The organism is Soonwooa sp. T0.1_25, from assembly GCF_057652215.1.
Genome location: NZ_JBYFBZ010000001.1, coordinates 435,355 through 459,133 on the forward strand (window position 1 = coordinate 435,355; position 23,779 = coordinate 459,133).

Consider the following 23,779-nt stretch of genomic DNA (forward strand, 5'->3'; position numbering starts at 1 on the left):
CTACAAATCACTATTATCTTTTTCTTTTTTATTGTCAGTTTTCTCTTCCCTTATTTCATCATCCATTAGGATACGTACAGCCGGACTTTCATCGTCCTCGAAGTGCCCTTTTTTAGCTCCAATAATAAAAATTATTAAGAAAACCACAGCTAAAGACACGCTGCATATGATCATTAAATAGAGAATCTCCATAACTGAGACAAATTTACGCTAATTAAAGTTCCCAAATTTAGTTAAAATTAATGACTTTAGTCAGAATGAATTTAAATTAATTAATTTATAATTTATCTAAATAGTTTATTCTATCTTAAAAGCTTGAAATACTTTGTACTACGGTACCATGTTGATAAAGTCGTAAAAGCAACAACACTTATAGAACTTATCGGCATAATTATAGCCGCAAACAATGGCGAAACCTTACCCATTACTGCAAATGTTACACCAATAATATTGTAAAATAAGCTGATTGCAAAAGTTAATTTTACTATGCTTATCGCGTCTTTTGAGAATTTTAGATATTTATCCAATTCAGGAATTTTACTACCATCCATAATAACGTCGGAAGCTGGCGTAAAGGCGTTAGTGTCGTCAGAAATGGCAATGCCTACATTACTTTGCTTTAGTGCGCCTGCGTCGTTAAGACCATCGCCAAGCATCGCTACTTTATAATGTTGGTTTTGAAGTTCTTGTATAAATTCTAATTTGTCTTCTGGACTTTGATTAAAACGCATCTGCGAAACATTCGGGATCATCGTTTTAAGTTGCTGTTCTTCCGATGCGTTGTCGCCACTTAAGATATTGACTTGGTAAGATTTAAGATGTGTGAAAAGGGTCTCTAAATCTTTTCTGTATTCGTTCTTAAAAATATATTTCCCCAAAAATTCGTCGCCGACTTGTACGAAAACAGCGGTTTCTAAGTTCTCAGATTTTTGTCCTGTGAAATTCGCAGAGCCTATTTTGTAAAGCTTGCCTCTAACGCTTGCAGAATAACCTTTTCCTGGTATTTCTATAAAATTTTCGATCGGGAAATAATCATCTTTAGTGTCAATAAAATCATATAAAGATTTTGAAAGAGGATGATTCGAATTTTTTAATAAGCTTTTAATGTTTTTCAAATCAAACTCGGCAATATCTTGTCCAGAATAAGTAATATTTAACTTTTTATTTTCTGTAATCGTTCCAGTTTTGTCAAAAACTAAACTGTCAATTTTTGAGAGTCTTTCAATGGTCAAAGTATCTTTAACGTAAAATTTATTTCTGCCCAAAATTCGCATAATGTGCCCAAAGGTGAACGGTGCCGAAAGAGCTAAGGCACACGGACAAGCAATAATTAAAATTGCGGCAACCACTTGGAACATTTTTTCAAAATTCTCTTGTGACCAATATATTGCGGCAATCGCAGTAATCGTCAAAATAACAATTGTGAAATATTTGCTGATTTTATTGGTAATTGTATCGAGTCCCGTTTCTGTTTTTTTGAAGGCTTCCTTGTTCCAAAGTTGCGTCAAATAACTTTGGTTAACGTTTTTAATAACTTCTAGTTCTAGAACTGGGCCGTTTTGTTTTCCACCAGCGAAGATTTTGTCTCCAGATTTTTTATTAACCAAAGCTGCTTCTCCAGTGATGAAGCTGTTGTCAATATTGGCTTCACCATTTATCAAGATAGAATCTACAGGTATAATCTCTTGGTTTCTTACCATAATTCTATCACCAACTTTAAGGTCTGAAAGTAGAATGTTATCTTGCTTTCCATTAAAATCGATTTTTGTAACAGCAATCGGGTAGAAGGATTTGTAATCGCGGTCGTAAGACAAAGTGTTGTACGTTCTTTTCTGGAAAGTTTTTCCTAAAAGCATAAAGAATAATAATCCACAAAGCGTGTCAAAATATCCGCCGCCATAATCAGTTACAATCTCGTAGATAGATCGGCCATACAACATGATAATCCCGATAACAATGGGAACGTCGATGTTGATGATTTTGTTTTTCAAACCATACCAAGCGGATTTGTAATAATCTTGTGCAGAGTAGAATACAACGGGTGTTGCGAGCATCAAAAGAATAATTCGGAAAAGATATTTGTAGCTTTCTGACCATGCATCGTTACTGTCAAAATATTCTGGAAAGCTTAAAAACATACTATTTCCAAAAGCAAAACCTGCAATCGCCAATTTTATCAACAGACTTTTGTCAAGTGTTTCTTTCTTTTTGTCCGCAGTTTCGAGATTGATAACAGGTTTGTAACCAAAATTGGTTAAAAATTTAGCGAGTTCGCTGAGTTTCAGTTCGTCGCTCTTGTACGCGATTTGTACAGTTTTTCTCGTGAAGTTAACTTGCGAATATTTTATTTTCGGATTAATAGTATTTAAACTTTCTAAAAGCCAAATACATGACGAACAATGGATTACAGGGATTTTGAAAGTAACTAATGTCGTTCCACCTTCATGAAAGTCTACAACTTTGTTGAAGACATCCTCAGTATCTAAATAGTCGAACTGCGTTTGGTCGTCGCTACTTGGTCGTATCCCCGAATTCTTATTAAATTCATAAAAGTTACCAAGATTATTTAGGTTTAGGATTTCGTAAACGGACTGACAACCATTACAACAGAAGACTTTTTCATCAAATTCAATGCGCTCACTTTCAATAGGCTGACCGCAATGGAAGCACTTTTCTGACATGTGGTTTGTTGGGTTTAGCTTACAAAATTACGTCAAAAAACTTTGCTTTTGGGAGTAGAAAGTCTTATTTTTGCTGATAAATGTCATTACATATGTCACTTGAATTACAGCAAGTTATTGAACAGAATTTTATTAAAGCCTTTAATAGAGAGTCTTTTAAGAGAAGTTTATCACCTGAGGATTATGATAAATTAGTAGCAGAACTGCGAGATATGGAGTTCGCAAAGGGAGATACTGTTTTCGAAGATGGAGAATCTCCGCAAGGTGTCTATTTTATAAAAGAAGGTACTGCAAAGCTTTCAAAATCTGGAGTTTATGGTAAAGATCAGATCCTTCGATTTTGTAAAGAAGGCGATCTTATCGGTTATCGCTCTTTATTGTGTGGAGAAAATTTCCAAGCAAAAGCGGAAGCGATGACACCACTGAAGGTTGTTTTTTTACCAGCGGATTTCTTCATTCATTTATTAGAAGTTGATGCTAAATTGTCTTACGCAATGCTGCAAAAAATTGCTTACGAATTGGGCGAATCGTCTAACACAGTAACCTTTTTAGCTCAGAAAACAGTAAGAGAAAGATTAGCTGAGATTTTAATTTTACTTGAACAAAAATTAGGAACTGATCCAGAAGGATTTATTAATATTTCTTTAACAAGAGAAGAAATTGCCAACCTTATCGGGACTGCGACAGAAAGTGCAATCCGATTAATATCAGAATTCAAACAAGATGAATTGATCCTTGTCGAGGGACGGAACATCAAAATCATCAATCACGAAAAACTTATAAAACTTGGTCATGTGGTTATCTAATTTTAGATAACCATTTGTTTCTTTAATACAACCTAAAAGTTAAGCCCATGTCGGTACATTCAGAAATAAAAAAGATTACAACGGAGACACTTCGTAAGATGAAGTTCGATAATGATAAAATCTCGATGATCACTGCTTACGATTTCACAACTGCAAAGATGGTTGATGCTGGCGGTATAGATGCGGTGTTGGTTGGCGATTCTGCGGCTAATGTTATGGCGGGATTCGAGACAACACTTCCGATTACTCTCGACCAAATGATTTATCACACGCAATGCGTTGTTCGGGGGATTGACAGAGCTTTGGTTGTGGCGGATTTGCCTTTCGGAACTTACCAAAGTAATCCAGAAAAAGCTTTGGAATCGGCGGTGAGAATGATGAAGGAAGGCGGTGCACACGCTGTAAAAATTGAAGGCGGAAAAGAAATCGAAGAATCGATTCGTAAAATTGTAAATGCGGGGATTCCTGTGATGGGACATTTGGGATTAACGCCGCAATCGATTTATCAATTCGGAACTTATAAAGTAAGAGCTAAGGAAGATGCAGAAGCAGAAAAACTAATTTCTGATGCTAAGCTTTTGGAAGAACTAGGCTGTTTTGCAGTTGTTTTAGAAAAAATCCCTGCTGATTTAGCTAAAAAAGTGACCGAAGCTATTACAATTCCAACGATCGGAATTGGAGCTGGCGCAAATTGCGACGGACAAGTTTTGGTTTATCACGATATGGTTGGGATGAACAAAGGTTTTTCACCTAAGTTTTTAAGAAGATATTTAGATTTACATACCGAAATTACTGGTGCTGTTGCTCAGTTTGTAAAAGATGTAAAATCTGTAGATTTCCCGAATGCCTCAGAAAGTTATTAAAATTTATACATGAAAAACCTTATGGCAATACAAGCTGGCGTATCTTTCGCGGCTTTAGCTTGTTTATTAGTTGGTTGGATTCAGCCATTTTCTCCAGAGCTTAACAATATTTTTTATAATAAATTATTTTACATTTTGGTAGGTGCAAGTTTTGTATTACAAGCGCCAACTTTAGCCAATCCAAAATTCAAAATTCCAATGTACATCGCTGCTGGACTTTGTATTATTGGTGCATTTTTACCAGTTGAGACAAGACTTTCAGGTGTTAAAACCATCGGATTAATTGCTGGAGTTATCATGTCATTATTTGGACGTAACAGAAAAGCACAACAATAATGTCGGAACAAGTATTTTCTGCATCGCAAATCGTCTACGAGGATAATCACATGATGGTGATTAACAAAAAAGTTGGTCAGCTTGTACAAGGTGACAAAACTGGCGATTCGTCGTTGTTAGAATTGATTAAAGATTTTATTAAAAAAAGAGATGACAAGCCTGGAAACGTATTTCTGGGTTTGGTGCATCGTATCGACCGACCAACTTCGGGTTTGGTGCTTTATGCTAAAACTTCTAAAGCGCTTTCTCGTTTAACACAAATGGTCGCAAATCGAGAAATTAAGAAAACCTATTGGGCTTTGGTGGCAAAAGAAATGATTCCGACGTCGCAACGTTTGGTGAATTATCTTAAAAAGAATGAAAAAAATAATAAAGCGATTGTCTTTTCAAAACCAACTGATGGTGCAAAAGAAGCGATTCTGACTTATCATTTGCTTCAAACTTTGGACAATTATTTGCTGTTAGAAATTGATTTAGAAACTGGTCGTCATCATCAAATCCGAGCGCAACTATCAAAAAACGGAACGCCAATAAAAGGTGATCTCAAATATGGTTCGCCGCGTTCTAATCCCGACGGGGGCATTAATCTTCACGCAAGACAACTGAATTTTGTACATCCTGTAACAAAAGAAGACATTGAAATCATCGCGTCTTTGCCGAAGAATGATAAGGTTTGGCAGGCGTGTGAGAATTTGTAATTTTAGAAAATAAATTTTAAAATTAAGAATACTAAAAAGGCATCCGAAATTTTCGGATGCCTTTTTTAAGTAATATAAATGTGTGTGATTGAGTGCCTATTTTTGGTTCATCAATCCGCCGTTGTCTTCTTTTGGCGTATCTTGATTTAAGAGGTTTTGATCAACTTTTGCTAACTTATTTTTAGTCGGGATTTTATAGTTGATAGAGAAACCAAAGTTTCGGCTGTCCCAACGGTTTTGCAGATAAATCGGCGTTGCAGTATTAACCGTTTTGAAATTCATTCTCGAACTGTTGAAAATATCATTTGCAAACAAGCTTACAGTAATTCTATCTTTATTAAATTTCTTGCTGAAATTAAGGTCAACACGATTCATAATTGGTTGTGTCGATTGGAAGAAATAGTAATTTCCTTTTGTTGAATAAGAGAAATTCGGCGCAAATTTAATATTGTAGGGAAGAATAAATTGTCCAGCTACATTGAAAAACCACATGCCTTTTTTATCCGTAATTTCTTTGATGTCTTGGAATTGATAACCTGCATACAAGTACAAGAAATTAATTTTATCAGGATTAAAATTAAACTTCATAATCTCGCTAAACGGTTTCGAGAAAATCATAAACGGAACGGGAAGTCCCACATTAAAGCTGTGTTGTGTCAAACTATGGATGTTAACATTGGTCTGCGAAATGCTGTAGCCGTCGCGTTCCACATACATCATCACTTGGTCTTTCACGCTGCTCACGTTATAGCTGATAAAGGCATAATCGAATGCGCTAATTTTAGCTTCGAAGTTGTTGTAAATCGTCGGTTGCACATTTGGGTTACCAGAAATGCTAACATTCGGATTTTGGAAAGTCGTGTTGTTCGGGTTCAATTGACCAGTTGATGGCAAACTGATTTTTCGGTTATAGTTTAAATTAAAATACAAGCTTTTTGCAAAATCATATTGCATGCTAGCATTTGGGAACAATTCAAACCTTTTGAAAGGCGTTAAATCATCCCATTGGTTTTTTCTTAAATTCAAAGATTTACCAGAAATGTCGTAATCTTCAGCTCTAAGACCAGCGATAAAAGTAAATTTTTTAATCTTCGTATTTAATTCTGCATAAGTTGCAGCCGTTTGTCTTTGATAATCTAAGTTTTTAATGCCAAGAAAATCTGTTGTAAAATCCGTCTTTTCGTACAAGCCTCCAAAACTAATTTTACCTTCATCCAACAATTTTATCGGTTGCGAATAGTCGACGCGAAGGTTGTAGTAGTTTTGATCGGACGCATTGTCCATATCAGCTCCAAAAATCTGTGTGCCAGTTGGTGTATAAAATGAGTTTTGTCCTGTTTGGTCAAAAGTTGATTTGAAACTAGAATAATTGGCTTTGATGTCTAACTTTTGGTTTTTATCATCAAATCTTTTCTGATAAGTTGCCGTAATTTCGTTTCGGTCGCTTTTGGTTTTGCTTTTTCCGATGTTTAGATAATTAGCAACAACATTATTTCCTGATCCGATCGGCGATTCGATCATAGATGTTCCGTCCGAATTGTTGTAAGCGTCGTTGTTTGCTTTATAATAATCGTAATTTAATAATAATCTATCTTTTCCTAAATCGAAAGTTAAAGCCGCTTTTGCAAAATATCCGCGAGAATATTTGTCACCAAAACCTCTCGATAAATCGTCCATTTGGTTGCTAGAAAAAGCTTCTGCGTAAGTTTGTCCTGCGCTTAATTGCCATCCAAAAATTTTGTTTCTAGAATTTAAAACAATAGAATTATTGAATCTATTTCTGAATTTATCATAATCCGAAAATCTATAACCGCCAGAATAAGTTGCTGTTAAATAATTTTTTGCAGATTTTGAAGTAATAATATTTAGAATAGCGCCACCAGAAGTTGCAGGAAATTCCGCTCCTGGTTGCGTCACAACTTCCACACGCTCAATCGCCGATGCAGGCATGCCTTCAAGGAAAGCAGTTAAATCGTTGGTCGAAATGTTAAGTGGTCGTCCATCCATGTAGACTTGGAGCGGTTTTCCCTGATACATCATTCCTGCGATGTCTGTAACCACCATACCTGGAAGTTTTTTAATGCCTTCTAAAGATGAGCCTGAATTAAGGCTTGCTTGTTCGGAAAAGTCGAAAATTGTTCTGTCAGCCTTTTGCTCGACAGCTTTTTTTGTTTTGGTTATAGTAACCTCTTCAATTTGTTTTTCCTTTGAGTTCTCTTTTTTAGTTTCTTGCGCAAACGCAATTTGAACGCTCAAAAATAAACTCGCTGCTAAAATAATTCTTTTGTTCATAAATGCTTGTCTACGCAATTAGACAAACAATTTTTGCATTTGTTACAAATTATTTCTAAATAATGATAATTGTCATTGTTCTATCTCTTTATGGTTGGTTTTACGTTGATGAGGACTTCACTATTAAAATTTGGGGTTTTTACGGATGCAAATTTTCAAATTTATTGTCACTTTAACAGAAAATTATAATGCCATGAAAACTTTTGAAAACTTTAATCTGCAATTGGCTTCTAAATCCTTACTAGAAGTTTCTAACAAAACAATGCAATTCGGTAAATTCGTCGATGGTTCGGATAAAGTAATTGTCGGTACAAGTATGCATAAAGGTTATGAAAAACAACTTGAAATACTCTTTTTACAAACTGTGCTTGATGACAGAAACTCCGTTGTTATTTTCATTCCTAATTCTGCAGCTATTAATGGTTTTATAGACGCAAAAGGAAAAGGGATGGTCTTAAAAAATGCCGAAATTTCTGTTATTAAGAAAGATGAAACTGCTAATACGCTAATTGAAAAACTAACTTTATCCAAAATAAAATTAAGTTATTTACTTATTTCTAATGGTCTTGCAATAATTGAGCTTTCGCCAGAAAAGTTGATTCGATCATATTATCCTGACCGAAAGTAAAAAAAACTTTATTTAGAACAAAAAAACCACCCCAATTCGGAGTGGTTTCATTTTATATTGAAAACTAAATTAATTCGCTTCCATTTTTTTAATTAAATTCAATGCTGAACCCGCTTTAAACCAATCAATTTGTTGCTCATTGTACGTGTGATTTGCCATAACGATATCTTTAGTTCCATCGTTGTGAACAAATTCTAAAGTCAATTGTTTTCCTGGGGCAAATTTGTCCAAATCCAAGAAATTCACAACGTCATCTTCTCTTACTTTGTCATAGTCCGCTTTGTCAGCGAATGTAAGAGCCAACATCCCTTGTTTTTTAAGGTTAGTTTCGTGGATACGAGCGAAAGATTTTACCAAAACTGCTTTCACACCAAGATGTCTCGGTTCCATTGCAGCGTGCTCTCTTGAAGAACCTTCGCCGTAATTTTCGTCACCAATAATAATAGAAGGAACACCTGCTGCTTTATAAGCTCTTGCTACTGCAGGAACTTCACCATAAGCACCGGTTAATTGGTTCTTTACCTTGTTGGTTTCCATATTGTAAGCGTTTACGGCTCCAATTAACATATTGTTCGAAATATTATCCAAATGACCTCTGTATTTCAACCAAGGTCCAGCCATAGAAATATGGTCGGTTGTACATTTTCCGAAAGCTTTAATTAATACAAAAGCTCCTGTAATGTTCAATCCGTCCCATGCTGGGAATTCTTCTAACAACTGAAGTCTATCCGATGTTGGACTAACAACAACTTGTACATTAGAACCATCTTCAGACGGCGCTTGATAACCGTTATCATCTACTGCGAAACCTTTTGCAGGAAGTTCAGAACCTTTTGGCTCGTCTAATTTCACTTGCTCACCAGCTTCGTTCGTTAAGGTATCTGTAATTGGGTTAAAATCTAATCGACCCGAAATTGCAACCGCCGCAACCATTTCTGGAGAAGCTACGAAAGCGTGTGTATTTGGGTTTCCATCCGCTCTTTTTGCAAAGTTTCTGTTGAAAGAATGAATAATTGAGTTTTTCTCAGCTTTTTCAGCACCTTCTCTATCCCATTGTCCAATACAAGGTCCACAAGCGTTGGTAAATATTCTTGCGTTTTCGAATTTTCTAAATGAATCCAAGAAACCATCTCTTTCCGCTGTGAATTTCACTTGCTCAGAACCTGGGTTGATTCCCAAAATCGCTTTTGGTTTCACTCCTTTAGCAACAGCGTCTTCAACAATTGAAGCCGCTCTTGATAAATCCTCGTAAGATGAGTTGGTACAAGATCCGATTAATGCCCATTCAACTTCCAAAGGCCATCCGTTAGCTTCTGCTTTTGCTCTAAATTCAGCAACTGGTGTTGCTAAATCTGGCGTGAATGGTCCGTTAAGGTGTGGAGTTAATTCAGAAAGATTGATTTCAATAACTTGATCGAAATATTGTTCAGGATTTGCGTAAACTTCTGCGTCACCGGTTAAATGTTCTGCGATTTTGTCGGCAGCATCTACAACATCCTGTCTTCCTGTTGCAGCCAAATATCTTCTCATAGAATCATCGTAACCGAAAGTAGAAGTCGTAGCACCGATTTCTGCTCCCATGTTACAAATTGTTCCTTTTCCAGTTGCAGAAAGAGATTCTGCACCTTCACCGAAATATTCAACGATGCAACCAGTTCCACCTTTTACGGTTAAAATACCAGCAACTTTTAGTATAACGTCTTTTGCAGAAGTCCATCCGCTCATTTTACCCGTTAATTTAACACCAATAAGTTTTGGCATTTTCAGTTCCCAAGCCATTCCAGCCATTACGTCAACCGCATCTGCACCACCAACACCAATGGCTACCATTCCTAAACCTCCTGCATTAACTGTGTGCGAATCGGTACCAATCATCATTCCACCAGGGAAAGCGTAGTTTTCTAAAACCACTTGGTGAATAATCCCTGCTCCTGGCTTCCAGAAACCGATTCCGTATTTATCACAAACAGAACTTAAGAAGTTGAAAACCTCAGAGTTCTTATTAATTCCTTCTTGTAAATCTGCTTCAGCACCAACTCTCGCTTGGATCAAGTGATCGGCGTGCACTGTAGATGGAACCGCAACTTTCGCTTTTCCAGCTTGCATAAACTGCAATAACGCCATTTGCGCCGTAGCATCCTGCATCGCCACTCTGTCTGGTGCGAAATCTACATACGAGTTTCCTCTTTCATAAGCTTGTGTTGCGTTACCTTCCCAAAGGTGTGCATAAAGAATTTTCTCAGCAAGTGTCAAAGGTTTTCCCACAACTTTTCTCGCAGCAGCGATTCTTTCTGGGTAACGTTCGTACACTTTTTTGATCATATCAAGGTCAAAAATCATACTTTAATTTTTTAATATTATACTTTGAAATGTTTTAAAATCGACTTCTAAAATTAGTGATAATTTAGAACTTATTCGGTTTCAGACTGTTATTAATATTGATTTTAAATAAGAATCAAAAAAGACAATCTGACATTAATATTTTGAATTGAAATCAATTTTAAAAGTCTTAATTAGGATGAAAATTTTATGCCATCAACCCCAAATTTTAGTTGAAAATACCTATCGGAACAATTTTTAGATTTGAATGAAATTAGTGAGATGTTTTTTAATCGCAAGGTTAAACGAAGCTTAGAAAGCTTCATAGAAGTTCTTTATTTTAAACAAAAAAGACTGCCCAAATTGAGCAGTCTTTTATATGTATTCAAGATTTCTTAGTGACAAGAAATCGGTGTGAATTTCGTTAAGTTAATACCTTCAACAGCATCTTGGTATTCCTCGATATTCGGGATTCTACCCAGAATAGCTGAAAGAACAACTACAGGAGTAGAAGCTAATAAAGATTCACCTTTTTTACCATCTCGGTCTTCAACCACACGACCTTGGAAAAGACGCGTAGAAGTCGCCATTACCGTATCTCCTTTTTCCGCTTTTTCTTGGTTACCCATACAAAGGTTACATCCAGGACGCTCCAGATACATGATGTTTTCGTATTCTGTACGAGCTGCATTTTTCGGCGCATCGTCATTAAATTCGAATCCAGAATATTTTTGGAGCATTTCCCAATCGCCTTCTGCTTTCAATTCATCGATAATATTGTAAGTAGGCGCTGCAACCACTAATGGCGCGTTGAATTTAACTTCACCTTCTTTTTTCTCAACATTTCTCAACATTTGAGAAACGATTTTTAAGTCGTCTTTATGAACCATACAAGATCCTACGAAACCTAAATCTACTTTTTTGTCACCGCCATAATAAGTAAGGTCTCTAATGGTATCGTGCGTGTATCGTTTAGAAACATCAGCATTATTTACGTCTGGATCGGCAATCATTGGCTCGTTGATGATATCTAAATCTACAACAACTTCAGCATAATATTTAGCATTTGCATCAGGTTGAAGAGCTGGTTTAGCACCAGATTTAATTTCTTCGATACGTTTGTTGGCTTTATCAATTAAACCTTGTAAAACTTGGTTTTTGTTATCCATACCCTTATTAATCATGATTTGGATACGCGATTTCGCAATTTCCAAAGATTGAATTAAAGTATCGTCTTGTGAAATACAGATTGACGCTTTCGCTTTCATTTCCGCCGTCCAGTCAGTGAATGTAAAGGCTTGATCGGCTAATAAAGTACCGATATGAACTTCGATAATTCTTCCTTGGAAAACGTTTTCACCATCAAATTGCTTCAACATCTGCGCTTGAGTTGCATGAACCACGTCACGGAAATCCATGTACGGTTTCATTTCACCTTTGAAAGTCACTTTCACAGATTCTGGAATTGGCATAGACGCTTCACCAGTCGCCAAAGCCAAAGCTACAGTCCCTGAATCGGCTCCAAAAGCAACACCTTTCGACATTCTCGTGTGCGAATCTCCCCCGATGATAATTGCCCATTCGTCAATCGTAATATCATTCAAAACTTTGTGAATAACGTCGGTCATTGCATGATATTCACCTTTCGGGTCTCTTGCTGTAATCACCCCAAAATCATTCATAAATTTCATCAATTTAGGAATGTTGGTTTGGGCTTTTTTGTCCCAAACCGAAGCGGTGTGGCATCCAGATTGGTAAGCTCCATCAACGATCGGTGAAATAACAGTGGCCGCCATAGATTCAAGCTCTTGAGCTGTCATCAAACCAGTTGTATCTTGAGAACCAACGATATTTACTTTTACACGAACGTCTGAACCTGCGTGTAATGTTTTTCCTGGCGTTACACCAACAGCATTTTTGTTGAAGATTTTTTCAACAGCGGTTAAACCTTGACCGTCTATTGAAATTTCTTTTGCTGGAGCAAAAACTGTTGGCGCTTCAACACCTAAAGTTTGTGCTGCAAAAGTTTGAATTTTCTTTCCGAAAACAATCGCATAAGAACCACCCGCTTTGATGAATTCCATTTTTTGCGGTGTTAAAGAACGAGCGATGTCAATTAATTCTTGGTCGCCGTTGTATAATTTTTTAGTCTTCGTATTTATGGTTAAAACTGTACCTGTTGCAACCGAATAAACCTCTTCTAAAATAGGTTCATCATTTTCGTTACGAACAACGTTTCCGTTTTCATCTACTTTTTTAGTCCAGTTTTTAAGGTCGATTCCGATACCTCCAGTTACATCGACTGTCGTTAAGAAAATCGGAGAAATACCATTCGTTCCACCAACAATCGGTGCGATATTCACGAAAGGTACGTAAGGTGATGCTTGTTTCCCTGTCCAAAGTGCAACGTTGTTAACGCCCGACATACGAGAAGAACCAACACCCATAGTTCCTTTTTCTGCGATAAGCATCACGCTCGCATCAGGATGTTGTGCTTGTAACGCACGAATCTGCTCCTGAGCTTCTGGCGTAATCATACATTTCCCATGCAATTCTCTGTCAGAACGCGAGTGCGCTTGGTTACCTGGCGACAATAAATCAGTAGAAATATCTCCTTCACCAGCGATGAATGTTACGATTTTAATTTCTTCAGCAACTTCTGGAAGTTTTGTGAAGAATTCTGCTTTTGCATAACTTTCAAGAATGTCTTTTGCAATCGCGTTTCCAGCTTTATAAGCATCTGCTAAACGCGCTGTATCGGCGTCATACAAGAAAACCTGAGTTTTAAGAACTTCAGCAGCTTGTTTTGCAATTGCTTCATCGTTTCCTAAAGCCAAATCTAAAAGAGCCTCGATAGACGGGCCACCTTTCATGTGCGACAACAATTCGAACGCAAAAGTTGGTGTAATTTCCGCAACTGCAGTTTCATCAAGAATAATTTCTTTCAAAAATTTAGCCTTTACACCCGCAGCAGGCGTCGTACCTGGAAGTGTGTTGTAAATTAAAAACTGAATAGAATCCGCTCTGTTCGGATTGTTGGAATCTTTAATTTGTGCGATGATTTCGCTTGTAAGTTCTGCTCCGTCAATTGGTTTTGGATGCAAACCTTGACCTTTTCTTTCTTCAATCTCTTGAAGATAATCTGTATAAACGCTCATAATATGTAGAAGCTTTTGCTTGTAATTTTATTTAAAACTAAAAGTGAATTCAGTTGATTATTAAATTATTCTATAAATTGCAGCCAAAAATACGATTTTTTATACTTTTTATAAACTTTATTCATTCAGTTTTGAAATAAGTACAATTAGTTTTTATCTATATTTTCTTATTTTTGTTTGTAATTAATTGATGGTTAGTGTTTTATTAATTGGTGTGAGTTTGGAAATCGTAAAAAATATTTAGCGAATATTCGCTGATTTATGATTTGGAAAATGAAAATTAAGTGGTTTTTGGGCGTATTATTAACTGGTGTTTTGTTGGTTTACTTTTTTATAGATCCAGCATATTCTGGTTGGGCGATTAACTGTCCATTTAAAGCTATAACTAAATACGATTGTCCTGGTTGTGGTAGTCAGCGCGCTTTTCATCAATTATTACATGGGCAATGTAGTAATGCTTTTGTTTTGAATCCGCTTTTTGTAGTCGCGATTCCCGTTTTTTTGATTTTTCTTGTTTTTCAGATTGTTGATTTAAAAACAAAGTATTCGAAATTTTACAATTTGTTGTTTGGGTTTAAAAGTATTCTTATTTATTTAATTATTGTTTTAATGTTTTTTGTTGTTAGAAACACAGGATTTTACACCGTATTCATTAATTCAATTTAGTTTTTTAAACCAAGCTTTTTTTTAAAAATTTCATTAACAAATCTTCAAAAAATCAAATTTATTTTTCATAAGTTTGCAACACGGAAAAAGGGGTGCCCTAGAAAGGCTGAGATTATACCCTAAGAACCTGGGCGGGTAATGCTGCCAAGGGAAATATAAACGGCTTGGCTGTTTGGTGCATCCTTTTATTCCAACAAATATTGTGTTAGAATGAAAGGATTTATTTTTTTATCGGCTCTTAGTATCGGAGCTTTCAGTTTTGCTCAATCCAAGCAAGATACAATCAAGGAGATAGAGCAAGTTCGTGTTTTCAAAAAACTACCAGTTTCTAAAGAAATTATCAATGTTCAGAGAGATCTTGATGCCAAAAATCTTGGACAAGATTTACCCATTTTATTGAAAAATCAAACTTCAGTTATGTCAACTTCAGATGCTGGTAATGGCGTTGGCTACACAGGTTTTAGAATTCGTGGTGTTGCTGGGACAAGTATCAATGTGATGATGAATGGTATTCCGTACAACGATTCCGAAAGTCAAGGGACTTTCTTTGTTAACGTTCCGGACTTGACAAGTTCGGCATCACAGATTGTTATTCAGCGTGGTGTTGGGACATCCACAAACGGAGCTGCCGCTTTTGGAGCGAGTGTTAACATCGTTTCTAAAGATCCTGAAAAAGAATTTTATGTAAAAACCGATGACAGTTATGGCTCGTTTAATACCTATAAATATTCTGCCGAAATAGGTTCTGGAAAGTTCTGGAAAGACCGATTGTCATTGATGGGACGTTACACCAAGATCCATTCGGATGGTTATATTGATCGCGCATTTTCCGATCTTAATTCCTACAGTTTTGCTGCCTTATTTGAAGAGGGTAAAACGAGAATTCGTTTGATGGCTTTTGGTGGGAAAGAAAAAACTTATCAAGCATGGAATGGTATTGATAAATCGATGTATGAGATGGATAGACGTTATAATTATTCCGGGGCGATTTATGATGCAAATGGGGAAACTATAACTGGTTTCTACAATAACGAAACTGACAATTATAGACAAAATCACTATCAATTACTTTGGGAGCAGACTTTTAATGATCATTGGAATCTTGAAACGACTTTACATTACACCAAAGGAAAAGGTTATTATGAAAATTACAAACAAGAGGCTAAGTTTTCAAAATATAACTTACCGAATATTTTCGTTGAAGGCTCAGAGATTAAGCGCTCAGATTTTATTAGAAAGAAATGGTTAGATAACGATTTCTACGGCGCAGTGTCAACTTTATATGGTAAATATGAAAATGCAGACATCAATATTGGTGTTGTTGCTAACCAATATTACGGAAGACATTTCGGGAATGTGTCGGGTGTTTTCTTTCCAGAAATTAATGAGCATGAGTATTACCGAAATAGAACGGTGAAGAATGAAATTTCTGGCTTTGTTAAAGGACTTTACAGAATTAATGACTTCGAATTGTTTGGGGATTTGCAACTGCGAAATGTGACTTACGATGCAAAAAACATTCAACAAGGTGATGGCGAAAGTTTTGATTTAAACAAAAAATGGACGTTCTTTAATCCTAAAGCTGGTGTTAATTACAGGATAAATGGTGGTAAATTATTTTTATCTTACGCCATCGCAAACCGAGAACCAAATCGTGCTGACTTACAAGAAAACCCAAATACTAAAAACGAATTTTTACAAGATTGGGAACTTGGTCTAGAAAAACAATTTGGATCGGTGTTATCTTTTTCAGCGAATCTTTATTATATGCAGTACAAAAATCAATTGGTATTGTCGGGCGTTATTAATGATGTTGGAAATTTTATCCGTCAAAATGTTGACAAAAGTTACCGTGCTGGTATCGAGTTGGGCGCTTTGGCGAATGTTTCGAAAGACTTCCGAGTTAATGCAAACTTAAGTTTAAGCAAAAACAAAATTAAAGAAGTTAATGCCTCAAAAGAAGATGCTATTATCATTATTAAAGATGCAGAAACCTCTTTTTCACCGTCTATTATCGGGAATTTGGGATTGCAATATAATTTCGGTGATGCTTTTACAATTGGTTTAACCAATCAATATGTCGGAAAACAATATTTGAATAATACTCAAAACGAAAACTACCGAATTAAAGATTATTTCTTGACAGATTTTAATGCAAAGTTTACATTACAGTTGCCACAAACAACGGCAGAATTCAAGCTTTTGGTGAATAATGTTTTTGATCAAAAATATATTAACAATGGTTTTGTGTATGGCGATACACCTTATTATTACGCACAAGCTGGTGTCAACTTTATGTTTGGAGTTTCTTTAAAGTTCAAATAATTAAACAATAATTAAATATATCTGCAAAAGCATCTCAAAATTTTGGGGTGTTTTTGTTTTTATAAATTACTAATTAATTTGCCATCCTGTTATAAAATTATAAATTTGCATATTATGGACATTGCACAGCAAATTTTACAGGTTCTTAATGCTCAAGGTCAACTTGAGCTAGCAGGGTTGGGGATGCTTTCTCTTATCACTAAACATGCTGAATTGGATGTTCAGAATGATAAAATTCTGCCTCCAAAAAAGGAATTAATTTTTAATCTTGATCGTGGTCAAAAGGCTGATAATCAATTTAATGGTTTGTCATCGCAAATTCTAAAAGATCTTTTGGAAAAAGGAAATTACGATCTTGCAGGTATTGGTAAATGGACAAACTTTGCAGGGAAAATCGACTTTGTTGCAGATTCTCAAATTGCAGCAAACGACTTTTACGGTTTCGAAGAAATTGAAGTGCCGAGAGTTGGCGCCCATGCGCCGCAGTTAATGCCAAGCCTCGATGAAGATTACAAATTTAATAAATCTATTCTTTGGACATTTTTAGTCGTTATTCCGATTGCGGGCATTTTGTACGTTGCATTTACCCAAAAAGATCAACTGTTTGGGAAATCTTCTTTCAAAAGTGTTGAACTTTCAAAGATTGAAAAACAACCAACTAAACCTGTCGTTGTCGACTCGTTGGGTATAAAACCGAGCGACTCGATTAAAAACGATTCTTTATCGCGACCAATTAACAATACAAGCAAATAATATATGCAAAAATCAAAAAAAGCAGCGGAGTCGCTTACGGTTATGACGAACATCGTTTTGCCTAACGAAACCAACTCGTTGCGAAATCTTTTCGGTGGAGAATTGCTTTCCAAAATGGATCGTTGTGCTTCAATTTCGGCGGCTCGTCATTGCGAAAGACGTGTGGTAACGGCTTCTGTTAATCACGTTTCGTTTAACCATCCGATTCCTGAAGCGGGGATTGTGGTTTTGGAATCAAAAGTGACGCGTGCATTTTCAACATCGATGGAGATTTATGTTGATGTTTGGTTGGATGATCCGATTAACCAAAGAAAAATCCATACTAACGAAGGTATTTACACTTTCGTGGCGGTTGATGAGTTTAACAAGCCAGTTCCGATTCCTGCATTAGAGCCAGAAACGGAAGAAGAAATTAAGAGATTTGATGCGGCGCTTCGTAGAAAAGAATTGTCATTAATCCTTTCTGGAAGAATGAAAGCGACAGATTCTGTCGAGTTAAAAAAGCTATTCGCTGGAGAAATATAATACGACGGAAGATTTATCTTCCGTTTTTTTATCATTAAAAATGAGGTAGATATGCAAGCAAAGATTTTATTATTAGACAAAAATCATCCATTAATTGACGAACAATTATTGGCGCAAGGATTTGTTTTGGACGAAGATTTTAGTTCGAGATACGATGAGGTTTTAAAAAAAATAAATGATTACGACGGCATTATTATTAGAAGCAGAATTCCGATTGATGCTAATTTTCTGAATCGAGCTAAAAATTTGAAATTTATAGCGCGCGTTGGTGCTGGTATGGAAAATATCGATTGTGAAACTGCCAAAGCTTTAAATATTGAATTAATTAATTCTCCCGAAGGCAATCGAGATTCTGTTGCAGAACATGTTTTGGGTATGTTGTTGATTTTAATGAATCGTCTTTTTATTGCGTCAAACGAAGTTAAAAACGGAATTTGGCTTCGTGAAGAAAATCGTGGCGACGAAATTTTAGGCAAGACTTTCGGAATCATCGGCTACGGAAATATGGGAAAAGCAGTTGCTAAACGATTGTCGGGTTTTGGTGTTGAAGTTATTTTTTATGATATTTTACCAAATTTGTCGGATGAATTTGCAACACAAGTTAGTTTGGATGAATTGCAAAAACACGCGGATATTTTGAGTCTTCATATTCCGTTGACGGAGTTGACGCATTATATAATTGATGAAAATTTCATTAATAAAATGGAAAAAGATTTTTATTTCGTGAACACAGCACGTGGTAAAAATCTGAAAACTTCGGCTTTGGTTGAAGCTCTTAAATCTAGAAAAGTAAAAGCTGCTGCGCTTGATGTTTTGGAATACGAGAAATCTTCTTTCGAAAATTTAGATGTTGAAAATGATGATTTAAAATATTTATTAAATTCTGACAATGTCATCGTAACGCCACATATCGCTGGTTGGACGCATCAAAGCAAAGAAAAATTAGCGCAATTTATCGTTGATAAAATTTTGAAACTTTATAATAGTTAATAGAATAAAGTCTTCATTTTAATAATAATCAAGAGAAGCTTAAATCATTTTTAGGCTTCTTTTTTTGTAATTAATTTAACATAAAATAACATTTTCGGGTGCGTCATTTCTTTGTACAAATCCATAATTTAGCGATTCTGTTAATTGAAAAAATGTAAGGAACAATGAAGAACTCCAAAGGTGTGTTTTTATTAGTGATGTCGATGTTATTTTTTAGTTGTAAAAAAGATAATTCACCTACGGAAAAAGAAGCTTATCAAAGCAAATTACCCAATTATTCTAATGTCAAACTCGATAAAGTTTTCACTGACGAGGATCGACAACTTGATAACAAAGATCAAATCGTTTCGCAAATCGATAATTACTATAAAACAGTTTGGGAAAACGGAAATCTTAGCGGAAGTTTTTTAGTGGCAAAAGGTGACGAGATTTTGGTTGAAAAATACCGAGGTTTTGGACGAGAAAATGAGCAAATGCCGATTGATAAAGATACGCCGCTTCATGTCGCTTCGGTTAGTAAGACGATGACAGCGATGGCGGTTCTCAAATTAATTGAAGCTGGAAAGTTGAAACTCGAAGATGATTTAACCAAGTTTTTTCCAAAATTTCCGTATCCTAATATTACAGTTTTTAGCTTGTTGTCGCAACGTAGCGGACTTCCGAAATATGAGCATTTTGACCAATCTGTAAAACCCGCGCCTGCTGAACTGCAAAAGAAATTTATCACCAACCAAGATGTTCTTAATATTTTGGAACGTGACAAACCAGAATTGGCGCGTCCTAGCAATACAGGTTTTATGTATTGTAACACGAACTTTGCGATGTTGGCTTTAATTGTTGAAAAAGTGACAGAGACCAAATTCCCTGAGGCGATGCAAGAGATTTTGTTCAAGCCTTTGCACATGGAGCATTCTTTTATTTTTGAAGAAAAAGATATTCCGACGGCTTCGCAAACCTTTTATAATGGACAAAATCGATTATATCCGCTAGATCGTTTTGACCTAATCTACGGTGATAAAAATGTCTACACAACGCCAAGAGATTTATTAAAATTTTCGACTGCAATGTTTTCTAAAGACTTTTTGAAACCAGAATTAAAAGCTAAAATTTTTGAACCTTACAGCAATGAAAAAGCTGGCGTTAATAATTACGGTTTAGGTTTCCGAATGAAAATCTTTGACGAAAATAATAAACTGACCTATCATAATGGTTGGTGGCATGGTAGTAATGCAGTTTTTGTTCATCTTTTAAAATCTAAGGTGACGATAATCGCTATCGGTAACAAATATTCGCAGCGTGTTTATTCGGCAATGGCTTTGTCAGGCTTGTTCGAGCCGTTTCCTTTTGAGATTGAAAAACTTAATAAAGTTATGAATGGCGACAAACCAACCAACGAAAATGCAGATTCTGTCAATGTGAGTAACACGAATTATTCAGAATAAAAATCATATAGAGAACTAAAACGCATTTTCCGTTTTAGTTTTTTTATTTTTGCAGTATAAATACCATAATGAAGAAGATTTTTTTTCTTTTCCTCATCAGTTTGTTGATGCTGTCTTGCGCGCGCGTTGGTTCTCCTAACGGCGGCGCCAAAGATACAATTCCGCCAAAAATGTTGTTTAGCAATATCGATACAACACGTGTTAATGTGCCTGTGACAACTAAAGAATTGCGCATTGAGTTTGATGAATATATCAAGCTAAAAGATATTAACAAAAACCTAATTATATCACCCCCTATTAAGAATATCAAAAAGATTTTGCCCGCTAATCTTGGAACAAAATTTTTGATGATCCAATGGAGCGATACGCTTAAAGAAAACACGACTTACAATTTCAACTTCGGGAATGCGATTAACGACCTTAATGAAGCTAACGTTTTACCGTATTTTAATTATGCTTTTTCTACAGGTCCAGAGATAGAAGATAATTATCTAAGTGGAACTTTGGTGGATGCACTCGGTGAAAAAAAATCTGAAGATAAAGACGTTAATTATGTTGTAGGACTTTATCAGGTTAAAGACTCGATGGACTATCGTCAAAAACCTTACTATATTACGAATGTTGATCCAGATGGTTATTTTGAACTTAATTATTTATCACCAGGAAAATATAAAATTCTAGCTTTTGAAGATCAAAATGGAAATTCTATTTTTGATAATGGAAAAGAAAAATTTGCCTTTTCTAAAGATGATGTTGTTATCGAAGACAAGAAAAATATTTCTGGGACAAAACTGAAACTTTATCCAAGTGTTCCGCCTATTAAATATAAAGAATACAAACAGACAAATGGCGGCATTATGTTGTTGTATGAAGGAAAACCTGAGAATGTTGAGGTAACTTCTGCGTCGGCCAATCTCAAAGATTACAAGGTCACGCATCGTCCAAAGTCGGATTCGGTGTTTGTTTGGTTTGATGCAATTGCGCAAAACATAGGTATTGATAAAAGTGATAACATAAAATTAGCTTCAAAAACTGTTGTTAAAACAGATTCTGTTTCGGTTTATTATAAAAATGATCCAAGAGCGGAAATGACTTTAGCAAGTGGATCAGACAAAGTTTTAGCGCCAAATACATTATTTAAAATTAAAGCTAATTTTCCAGTGTCAGAAATTCAATCGGACAAATGGAGATTGACTTCGGATAGTATTTCGCAAAATTTTACGGCAAATATTTCTAAGGCGAATAGCGAGGATATTATCATTAATTCTGATTTTAAAGCTGGGAAATCTTATCAACTTTCCATTCCAAAAGAAAGTGTAAAATCTTTCTATAAATCTATCGCAAAATCTTATCGACTCGATTTCGAAATCGGAAAACCTACAGATTTTGGAACTTTTAAACTTGAAATTTCCAATGCGCCGACGTCACATTTTTGGGTACAAATGCTGAATGAAAAAGGCGATGTCCAATACCAACAATACACTAAGGAGAATGTTGTCTATTTTAAAAACTTAAAACCTGGTGATTATTTTCTTCGTATTTTGGTGGATAATAACGATGATGCTTATTGGGAAACCGCTTCCTTTGCGGAGAATCGATATGCGGAGGATGCTTATTTATTTAAAAAAGGAAAAGATCAAAATCCGATGACTAAAGTTAATATACGACCGATGTGGGAAATTAACGAAAAGTGGGATCTTAACGCTGAAACACAAGGGAATTGAAAAAGATTTTAAGAATTTTAATTGTTGTAATTGTAATATTTGGCTTGATACAATTAATTCCGATTGATAGAGTTAATGAACCTATCAAAAAAGAGGAGAATTTTGTAGATAATTATAAAGTGAGTCCGCGTGTCAAGAATTTGATAATTGCGGCTTGTTACGATTGTCATTCTAACGAGGTTAAATATCCAGATTATGCTTATGTAGCGCCAATTTCGTGGATGGTGAAAGATCACGTTTCGGAAGGTCGCGAGCGCCTTAATTTTTCCAAATGGGGGACTTATAATACTTTCCAAAAAGAGGGGATGATGGAGAAAAGTAGTACTACAGTGGAAAATTATACAATGCCGTTGCCTGCGTATATCTCAAAGCATCCCGAAGCTAATCTTAGTAAGACAGATCGAGAGTTGATGGCAAATTTTTTCCGTGAAGTTCTTAAAGATTTAAAAGAAAAATAAAATTTTACTATCAAATCACCAACCGTAAATAAAACTAAACATGAATTTTGAAGATTTTATCATTGCTCCAAAACCCATAAAAACTGAAGAATGGCAATTGGGCGCTCATATCGCAAATGAAATTTTGGAAGACAGCATTGTGTTGTTGTTTGTTTCAGATAATCGTGGTGCGCGCGGTGATGCTGAGGTTCAGGATTTTATGAATGTTCGTCGTGAGTTTTACAGGTTGTCAAAATTGGATTTTGAAATTCCGATGGTGGATTTGGGCGATTTGGTGTCTGGTAAAAGTCTAGAAGACACGCATTATATTTTGCAAGAAGTGCTTTCTGCTTGTCATTACAAACGCGCGATTCCAGTTGTGGTTGGCGGTTCTACAGATTTCTCTTATTCACTTTATGCCGCTTTAGATTTTCATTATAAAAAGATAAATTATACGCAAATCAATAACGTTGTGTCTTTGGCGCAAGGTGACGAAATCAATGAGCGCAATTTTTTAAGTAAAATTTTGGGTTCCAAAAACTTCGAAATTCAGAATTATCATCACCTTGGTTATCAAAAACATCTTAACGAATTAGATTCTGTTAAATTGATAAAAGAAGTTCAGTTTGATGTTATTCGTTTGGCTGAAATGATGAATTCTACAGAGCGCACCGAACCTTTTTTTAGAAAAACAGATTTAGTAACGATTAATTGTGACGCCATCGAAAGCGGCATGGATCCTTTCTCGATAAATCCTCAAGTTAACGGACTTAATAAGCGCGAAATTTGTGCTTATATGAAGGAAATCGGTCTTAGTGAAAACCTGAAATCTGTTGGTATTTTTAATTTTAATATTTATTCTGACGACCGAATGAATCATCAGCTTTTGGCGCAAATGATTTGGTATTTGATAGAAGGAATCAATATCCAGCGATCACATCCTAAAGAACGAAAATTCGAAACTTATTGGGTGATGGTTGGCGAAGAAAGTCATGCTTTCCAACGTGATACATTTAGGAATCTTTGGTATTTTGGGGAAGATGAAGATTCTAATAATTTAATTCCGTGTTCGCGATCGGATTTTGAGGAGGCAAAAAGAGGTTATTTGGGCGAACGTTTTACTAGAAAATAAAAAA

At 35.6% G+C, this 23,779-nt stretch carries 19 protein-coding genes; 14 read left to right on the forward strand and 5 right to left on the reverse strand.

Annotated features, from left to right (window positions below):
- Complete coding sequence (gene ccoS, locus AC23MB_RS02065) at positions 1 to 192, reverse strand: cbb3-type cytochrome oxidase assembly protein CcoS (RefSeq protein ID WP_300672485.1); 192 nt, start codon at positions 190 to 192, stop codon at positions 1 to 3.
- Positions 193 to 302: 110 nt separating this feature from the next.
- Positions 303 to 2,681 (reverse strand): heavy metal translocating P-type ATPase, encoded by a 2,379-nt coding sequence (locus AC23MB_RS02070; RefSeq protein ID WP_487786410.1) that lies wholly within the window; start codon positions 2,679 to 2,681, stop codon positions 303 to 305.
- Positions 2,682 to 2,773: 92 nt separating this feature from the next.
- On the opposite strand from AC23MB_RS02070, the gene AC23MB_RS02075 reads away from it, so the two are divergent.
- From AC23MB_RS02075 to AC23MB_RS02090, 4 genes are read left to right on the forward strand one after another with little or no spacing between them, the layout of a single operon-like run.
- Complete coding sequence (locus AC23MB_RS02075; RefSeq protein WP_313026946.1) at positions 2,774 to 3,487, forward strand: Crp/Fnr family transcriptional regulator; 714 nt, start codon at positions 2,774 to 2,776, stop codon at positions 3,485 to 3,487.
- Positions 3,488 to 3,534: 47 nt separating this feature from the next.
- Positions 3,535 to 4,350: a 3-methyl-2-oxobutanoate hydroxymethyltransferase gene (gene panB, locus AC23MB_RS02080; protein WP_312321676.1), complete on the forward strand. Its 816-nt coding sequence runs from the start codon at positions 3,535 to 3,537 to the stop codon at positions 4,348 to 4,350.
- Positions 4,351 to 4,359: 9 nt separating this feature from the next.
- On the forward strand, positions 4,360 to 4,686 hold the full coding sequence (locus tag AC23MB_RS02085; RefSeq protein ID WP_312321675.1) for a hypothetical protein: 327 nt from the start codon (positions 4,360 to 4,362) through the stop codon (positions 4,684 to 4,686).
- Positions 4,686 to 5,384 carry an RluA family pseudouridine synthase gene (locus AC23MB_RS02090; protein WP_487786411.1) on the forward strand — a complete coding sequence of 233 codons (699 nt, stop codon included), beginning with the start codon at positions 4,686 to 4,688 and terminating at the stop codon, positions 5,382 to 5,384. Before AC23MB_RS02085 ends, AC23MB_RS02090 begins: the two co-directional genes overlap by 1 nt.
- A gap of 96 nt (positions 5,385 to 5,480) precedes the next feature.
- On the opposite strand, the gene AC23MB_RS02095 is transcribed toward AC23MB_RS02090, so the two are convergent.
- Positions 5,481 to 7,676: an outer membrane beta-barrel protein gene (locus AC23MB_RS02095; protein WP_487786412.1), complete on the reverse strand. Its 2,196-nt coding sequence runs from the start codon at positions 7,674 to 7,676 to the stop codon at positions 5,481 to 5,483.
- Positions 7,677 to 7,869: 193 nt separating this feature from the next.
- On the opposite strand from AC23MB_RS02095, the gene AC23MB_RS02100 reads away from it, so the two are divergent.
- Positions 7,870 to 8,304, forward strand: coding sequence for a hypothetical protein (locus tag AC23MB_RS02100; RefSeq protein ID WP_487786413.1), 435 nt, complete (start codon positions 7,870 to 7,872; stop codon positions 8,302 to 8,304).
- Positions 8,305 to 8,373: 69 nt separating this feature from the next.
- Here AC23MB_RS02100 and AC23MB_RS02105 read toward each other — a convergent pair whose 3' ends face one another.
- Both AC23MB_RS02105 and AC23MB_RS02110 read right to left on the reverse strand, forming a co-directional pair.
- Positions 8,374 to 10,644, reverse strand: coding sequence for an aconitate hydratase (locus tag AC23MB_RS02105; RefSeq protein ID WP_487786414.1), 2,271 nt, complete (start codon positions 10,642 to 10,644; stop codon positions 8,374 to 8,376).
- A 374-nt stretch (positions 10,645 to 11,018) separates the two neighbouring features.
- Positions 11,019 to 13,781: a bifunctional aconitate hydratase 2/2-methylisocitrate dehydratase gene (locus AC23MB_RS02110; protein ID WP_487786415.1), complete on the reverse strand. Its 2,763-nt coding sequence runs from the start codon at positions 13,779 to 13,781 to the stop codon at positions 11,019 to 11,021.
- 273 nt (positions 13,782 to 14,054) lie between these two features.
- Between AC23MB_RS02110 and AC23MB_RS02115 the strand changes: the two genes are divergently transcribed.
- The 9 genes from AC23MB_RS02115 (at position 14,055) to AC23MB_RS02155 (ending at position 23,775) form a co-directional block, all read left to right on the forward strand.
- On the forward strand, positions 14,055 to 14,447 hold the full coding sequence (locus AC23MB_RS02115) for a DUF2752 domain-containing protein (protein ID WP_487786416.1): 393 nt from the start codon (positions 14,055 to 14,057) through the stop codon (positions 14,445 to 14,447).
- A gap of 210 nt (positions 14,448 to 14,657) precedes the next feature.
- On the forward strand, positions 14,658 to 16,772 hold the full coding sequence (locus tag AC23MB_RS02120) for a TonB-dependent receptor (RefSeq protein WP_487786417.1): 2,115 nt from the start codon (positions 14,658 to 14,660) through the stop codon (positions 16,770 to 16,772).
- 114 nt (positions 16,773 to 16,886) lie between these two features.
- A complete protein-coding gene (locus AC23MB_RS02125; RefSeq protein ID WP_487786418.1) occupies positions 16,887 to 17,525 on the forward strand; it encodes a hypothetical protein in 639 nt (212 codons plus the stop codon).
- A gap of 3 nt (positions 17,526 to 17,528) precedes the next feature.
- Complete coding sequence (locus AC23MB_RS02130) at positions 17,529 to 18,050, forward strand: acyl-CoA thioesterase (RefSeq protein ID WP_312324248.1); 522 nt, start codon at positions 17,529 to 17,531, stop codon at positions 18,048 to 18,050.
- 51 nt (positions 18,051 to 18,101) lie between these two features.
- A complete protein-coding gene (locus AC23MB_RS02135; protein WP_487786419.1) occupies positions 18,102 to 19,040 on the forward strand; it encodes a 2-hydroxyacid dehydrogenase in 939 nt (312 codons plus the stop codon).
- Between the two features lie 164 nt (positions 19,041 to 19,204).
- A complete protein-coding gene (locus AC23MB_RS02140) occupies positions 19,205 to 20,482 on the forward strand; it encodes a serine hydrolase domain-containing protein (protein WP_487786420.1) in 1,278 nt (425 codons plus the stop codon).
- A 68-nt stretch (positions 20,483 to 20,550) separates the two neighbouring features.
- Complete coding sequence (locus tag AC23MB_RS02145) at positions 20,551 to 22,206, forward strand: Ig-like domain-containing domain (protein WP_487786421.1); 1,656 nt, start codon at positions 20,551 to 20,553, stop codon at positions 22,204 to 22,206.
- Positions 22,203 to 22,664 (forward strand): heme-binding domain-containing protein, encoded by a 462-nt coding sequence (locus tag AC23MB_RS02150; RefSeq protein WP_312322000.1) that lies wholly within the window; start codon positions 22,203 to 22,205, stop codon positions 22,662 to 22,664. The genes AC23MB_RS02145 and AC23MB_RS02150 overlap by 4 nt, the downstream gene beginning before the upstream one ends.
- Before the next feature lie 40 nt (positions 22,665 to 22,704).
- Positions 22,705 to 23,775, forward strand: coding sequence for a formimidoylglutamase (locus tag AC23MB_RS02155; RefSeq protein ID WP_312322001.1), 1,071 nt, complete (start codon positions 22,705 to 22,707; stop codon positions 23,773 to 23,775).
- Positions 23,776 to 23,779: the final 4 nt, after the last annotated feature.

Coding starts and splice junctions, on each gene's coding strand:
- AC23MB_RS02130 (WP_312324248.1), top strand. CDS start 17,529: ATGCAAAAATCAAAAAAAGCAGCGGAGTCGCTTACGGTTATGACGAAC.
- panB (WP_312321676.1), top strand. CDS start 3,535: ATGTCGGTACATTCAGAAATAAAAAAGATTACAACGGAGACACTTCGT.
- AC23MB_RS02140 (WP_487786420.1), top strand. CDS start 19,205: ATGAAGAACTCCAAAGGTGTGTTTTTATTAGTGATGTCGATGTTATTT.
- AC23MB_RS02125 (WP_487786418.1), top strand. CDS start 16,887: ATGGACATTGCACAGCAAATTTTACAGGTTCTTAATGCTCAAGGTCAA.
- AC23MB_RS02115 (WP_487786416.1), top strand. CDS start 14,055: ATGAAAATTAAGTGGTTTTTGGGCGTATTATTAACTGGTGTTTTGTTG.
- AC23MB_RS02145 (WP_487786421.1), top strand. CDS start 20,551: ATGAAGAAGATTTTTTTTCTTTTCCTCATCAGTTTGTTGATGCTGTCT.
- AC23MB_RS02085 (WP_312321675.1), top strand. CDS start 4,360: ATGAAAAACCTTATGGCAATACAAGCTGGCGTATCTTTCGCGGCTTTA.
- AC23MB_RS02110 (WP_487786415.1), bottom strand. CDS start 13,781: ATGAGCGTTTATACAGATTATCTTCAAGAGATTGAAGAAAGAAAAGGT.
- AC23MB_RS02095 (WP_487786412.1), bottom strand. CDS start 7,676: ATGAACAAAAGAATTATTTTAGCAGCGAGTTTATTTTTGAGCGTTCAA.
- AC23MB_RS02120 (WP_487786417.1), top strand. CDS start 14,658: ATGAAAGGATTTATTTTTTTATCGGCTCTTAGTATCGGAGCTTTCAGT.
- AC23MB_RS02105 (WP_487786414.1), bottom strand. CDS start 10,644: ATGATTTTTGACCTTGATATGATCAAAAAAGTGTACGAACGTTACCCA.
- AC23MB_RS02090 (WP_487786411.1), top strand. CDS start 4,686: ATGTCGGAACAAGTATTTTCTGCATCGCAAATCGTCTACGAGGATAAT.
- AC23MB_RS02075 (WP_313026946.1), top strand. CDS start 2,774: ATGTCACTTGAATTACAGCAAGTTATTGAACAGAATTTTATTAAAGCC.
- AC23MB_RS02135 (WP_487786419.1), top strand. CDS start 18,102: ATGCAAGCAAAGATTTTATTATTAGACAAAAATCATCCATTAATTGAC.
- AC23MB_RS02155 (WP_312322001.1), top strand. CDS start 22,705: ATGAATTTTGAAGATTTTATCATTGCTCCAAAACCCATAAAAACTGAA.
- AC23MB_RS02070 (WP_487786410.1), bottom strand. CDS start 2,681: ATGTCAGAAAAGTGCTTCCATTGCGGTCAGCCTATTGAAAGTGAGCGC.
- ccoS (WP_300672485.1), bottom strand. CDS start 192: ATGGAGATTCTCTATTTAATGATCATATGCAGCGTGTCTTTAGCTGTG.
- AC23MB_RS02100 (WP_487786413.1), top strand. CDS start 7,870: ATGAAAACTTTTGAAAACTTTAATCTGCAATTGGCTTCTAAATCCTTA.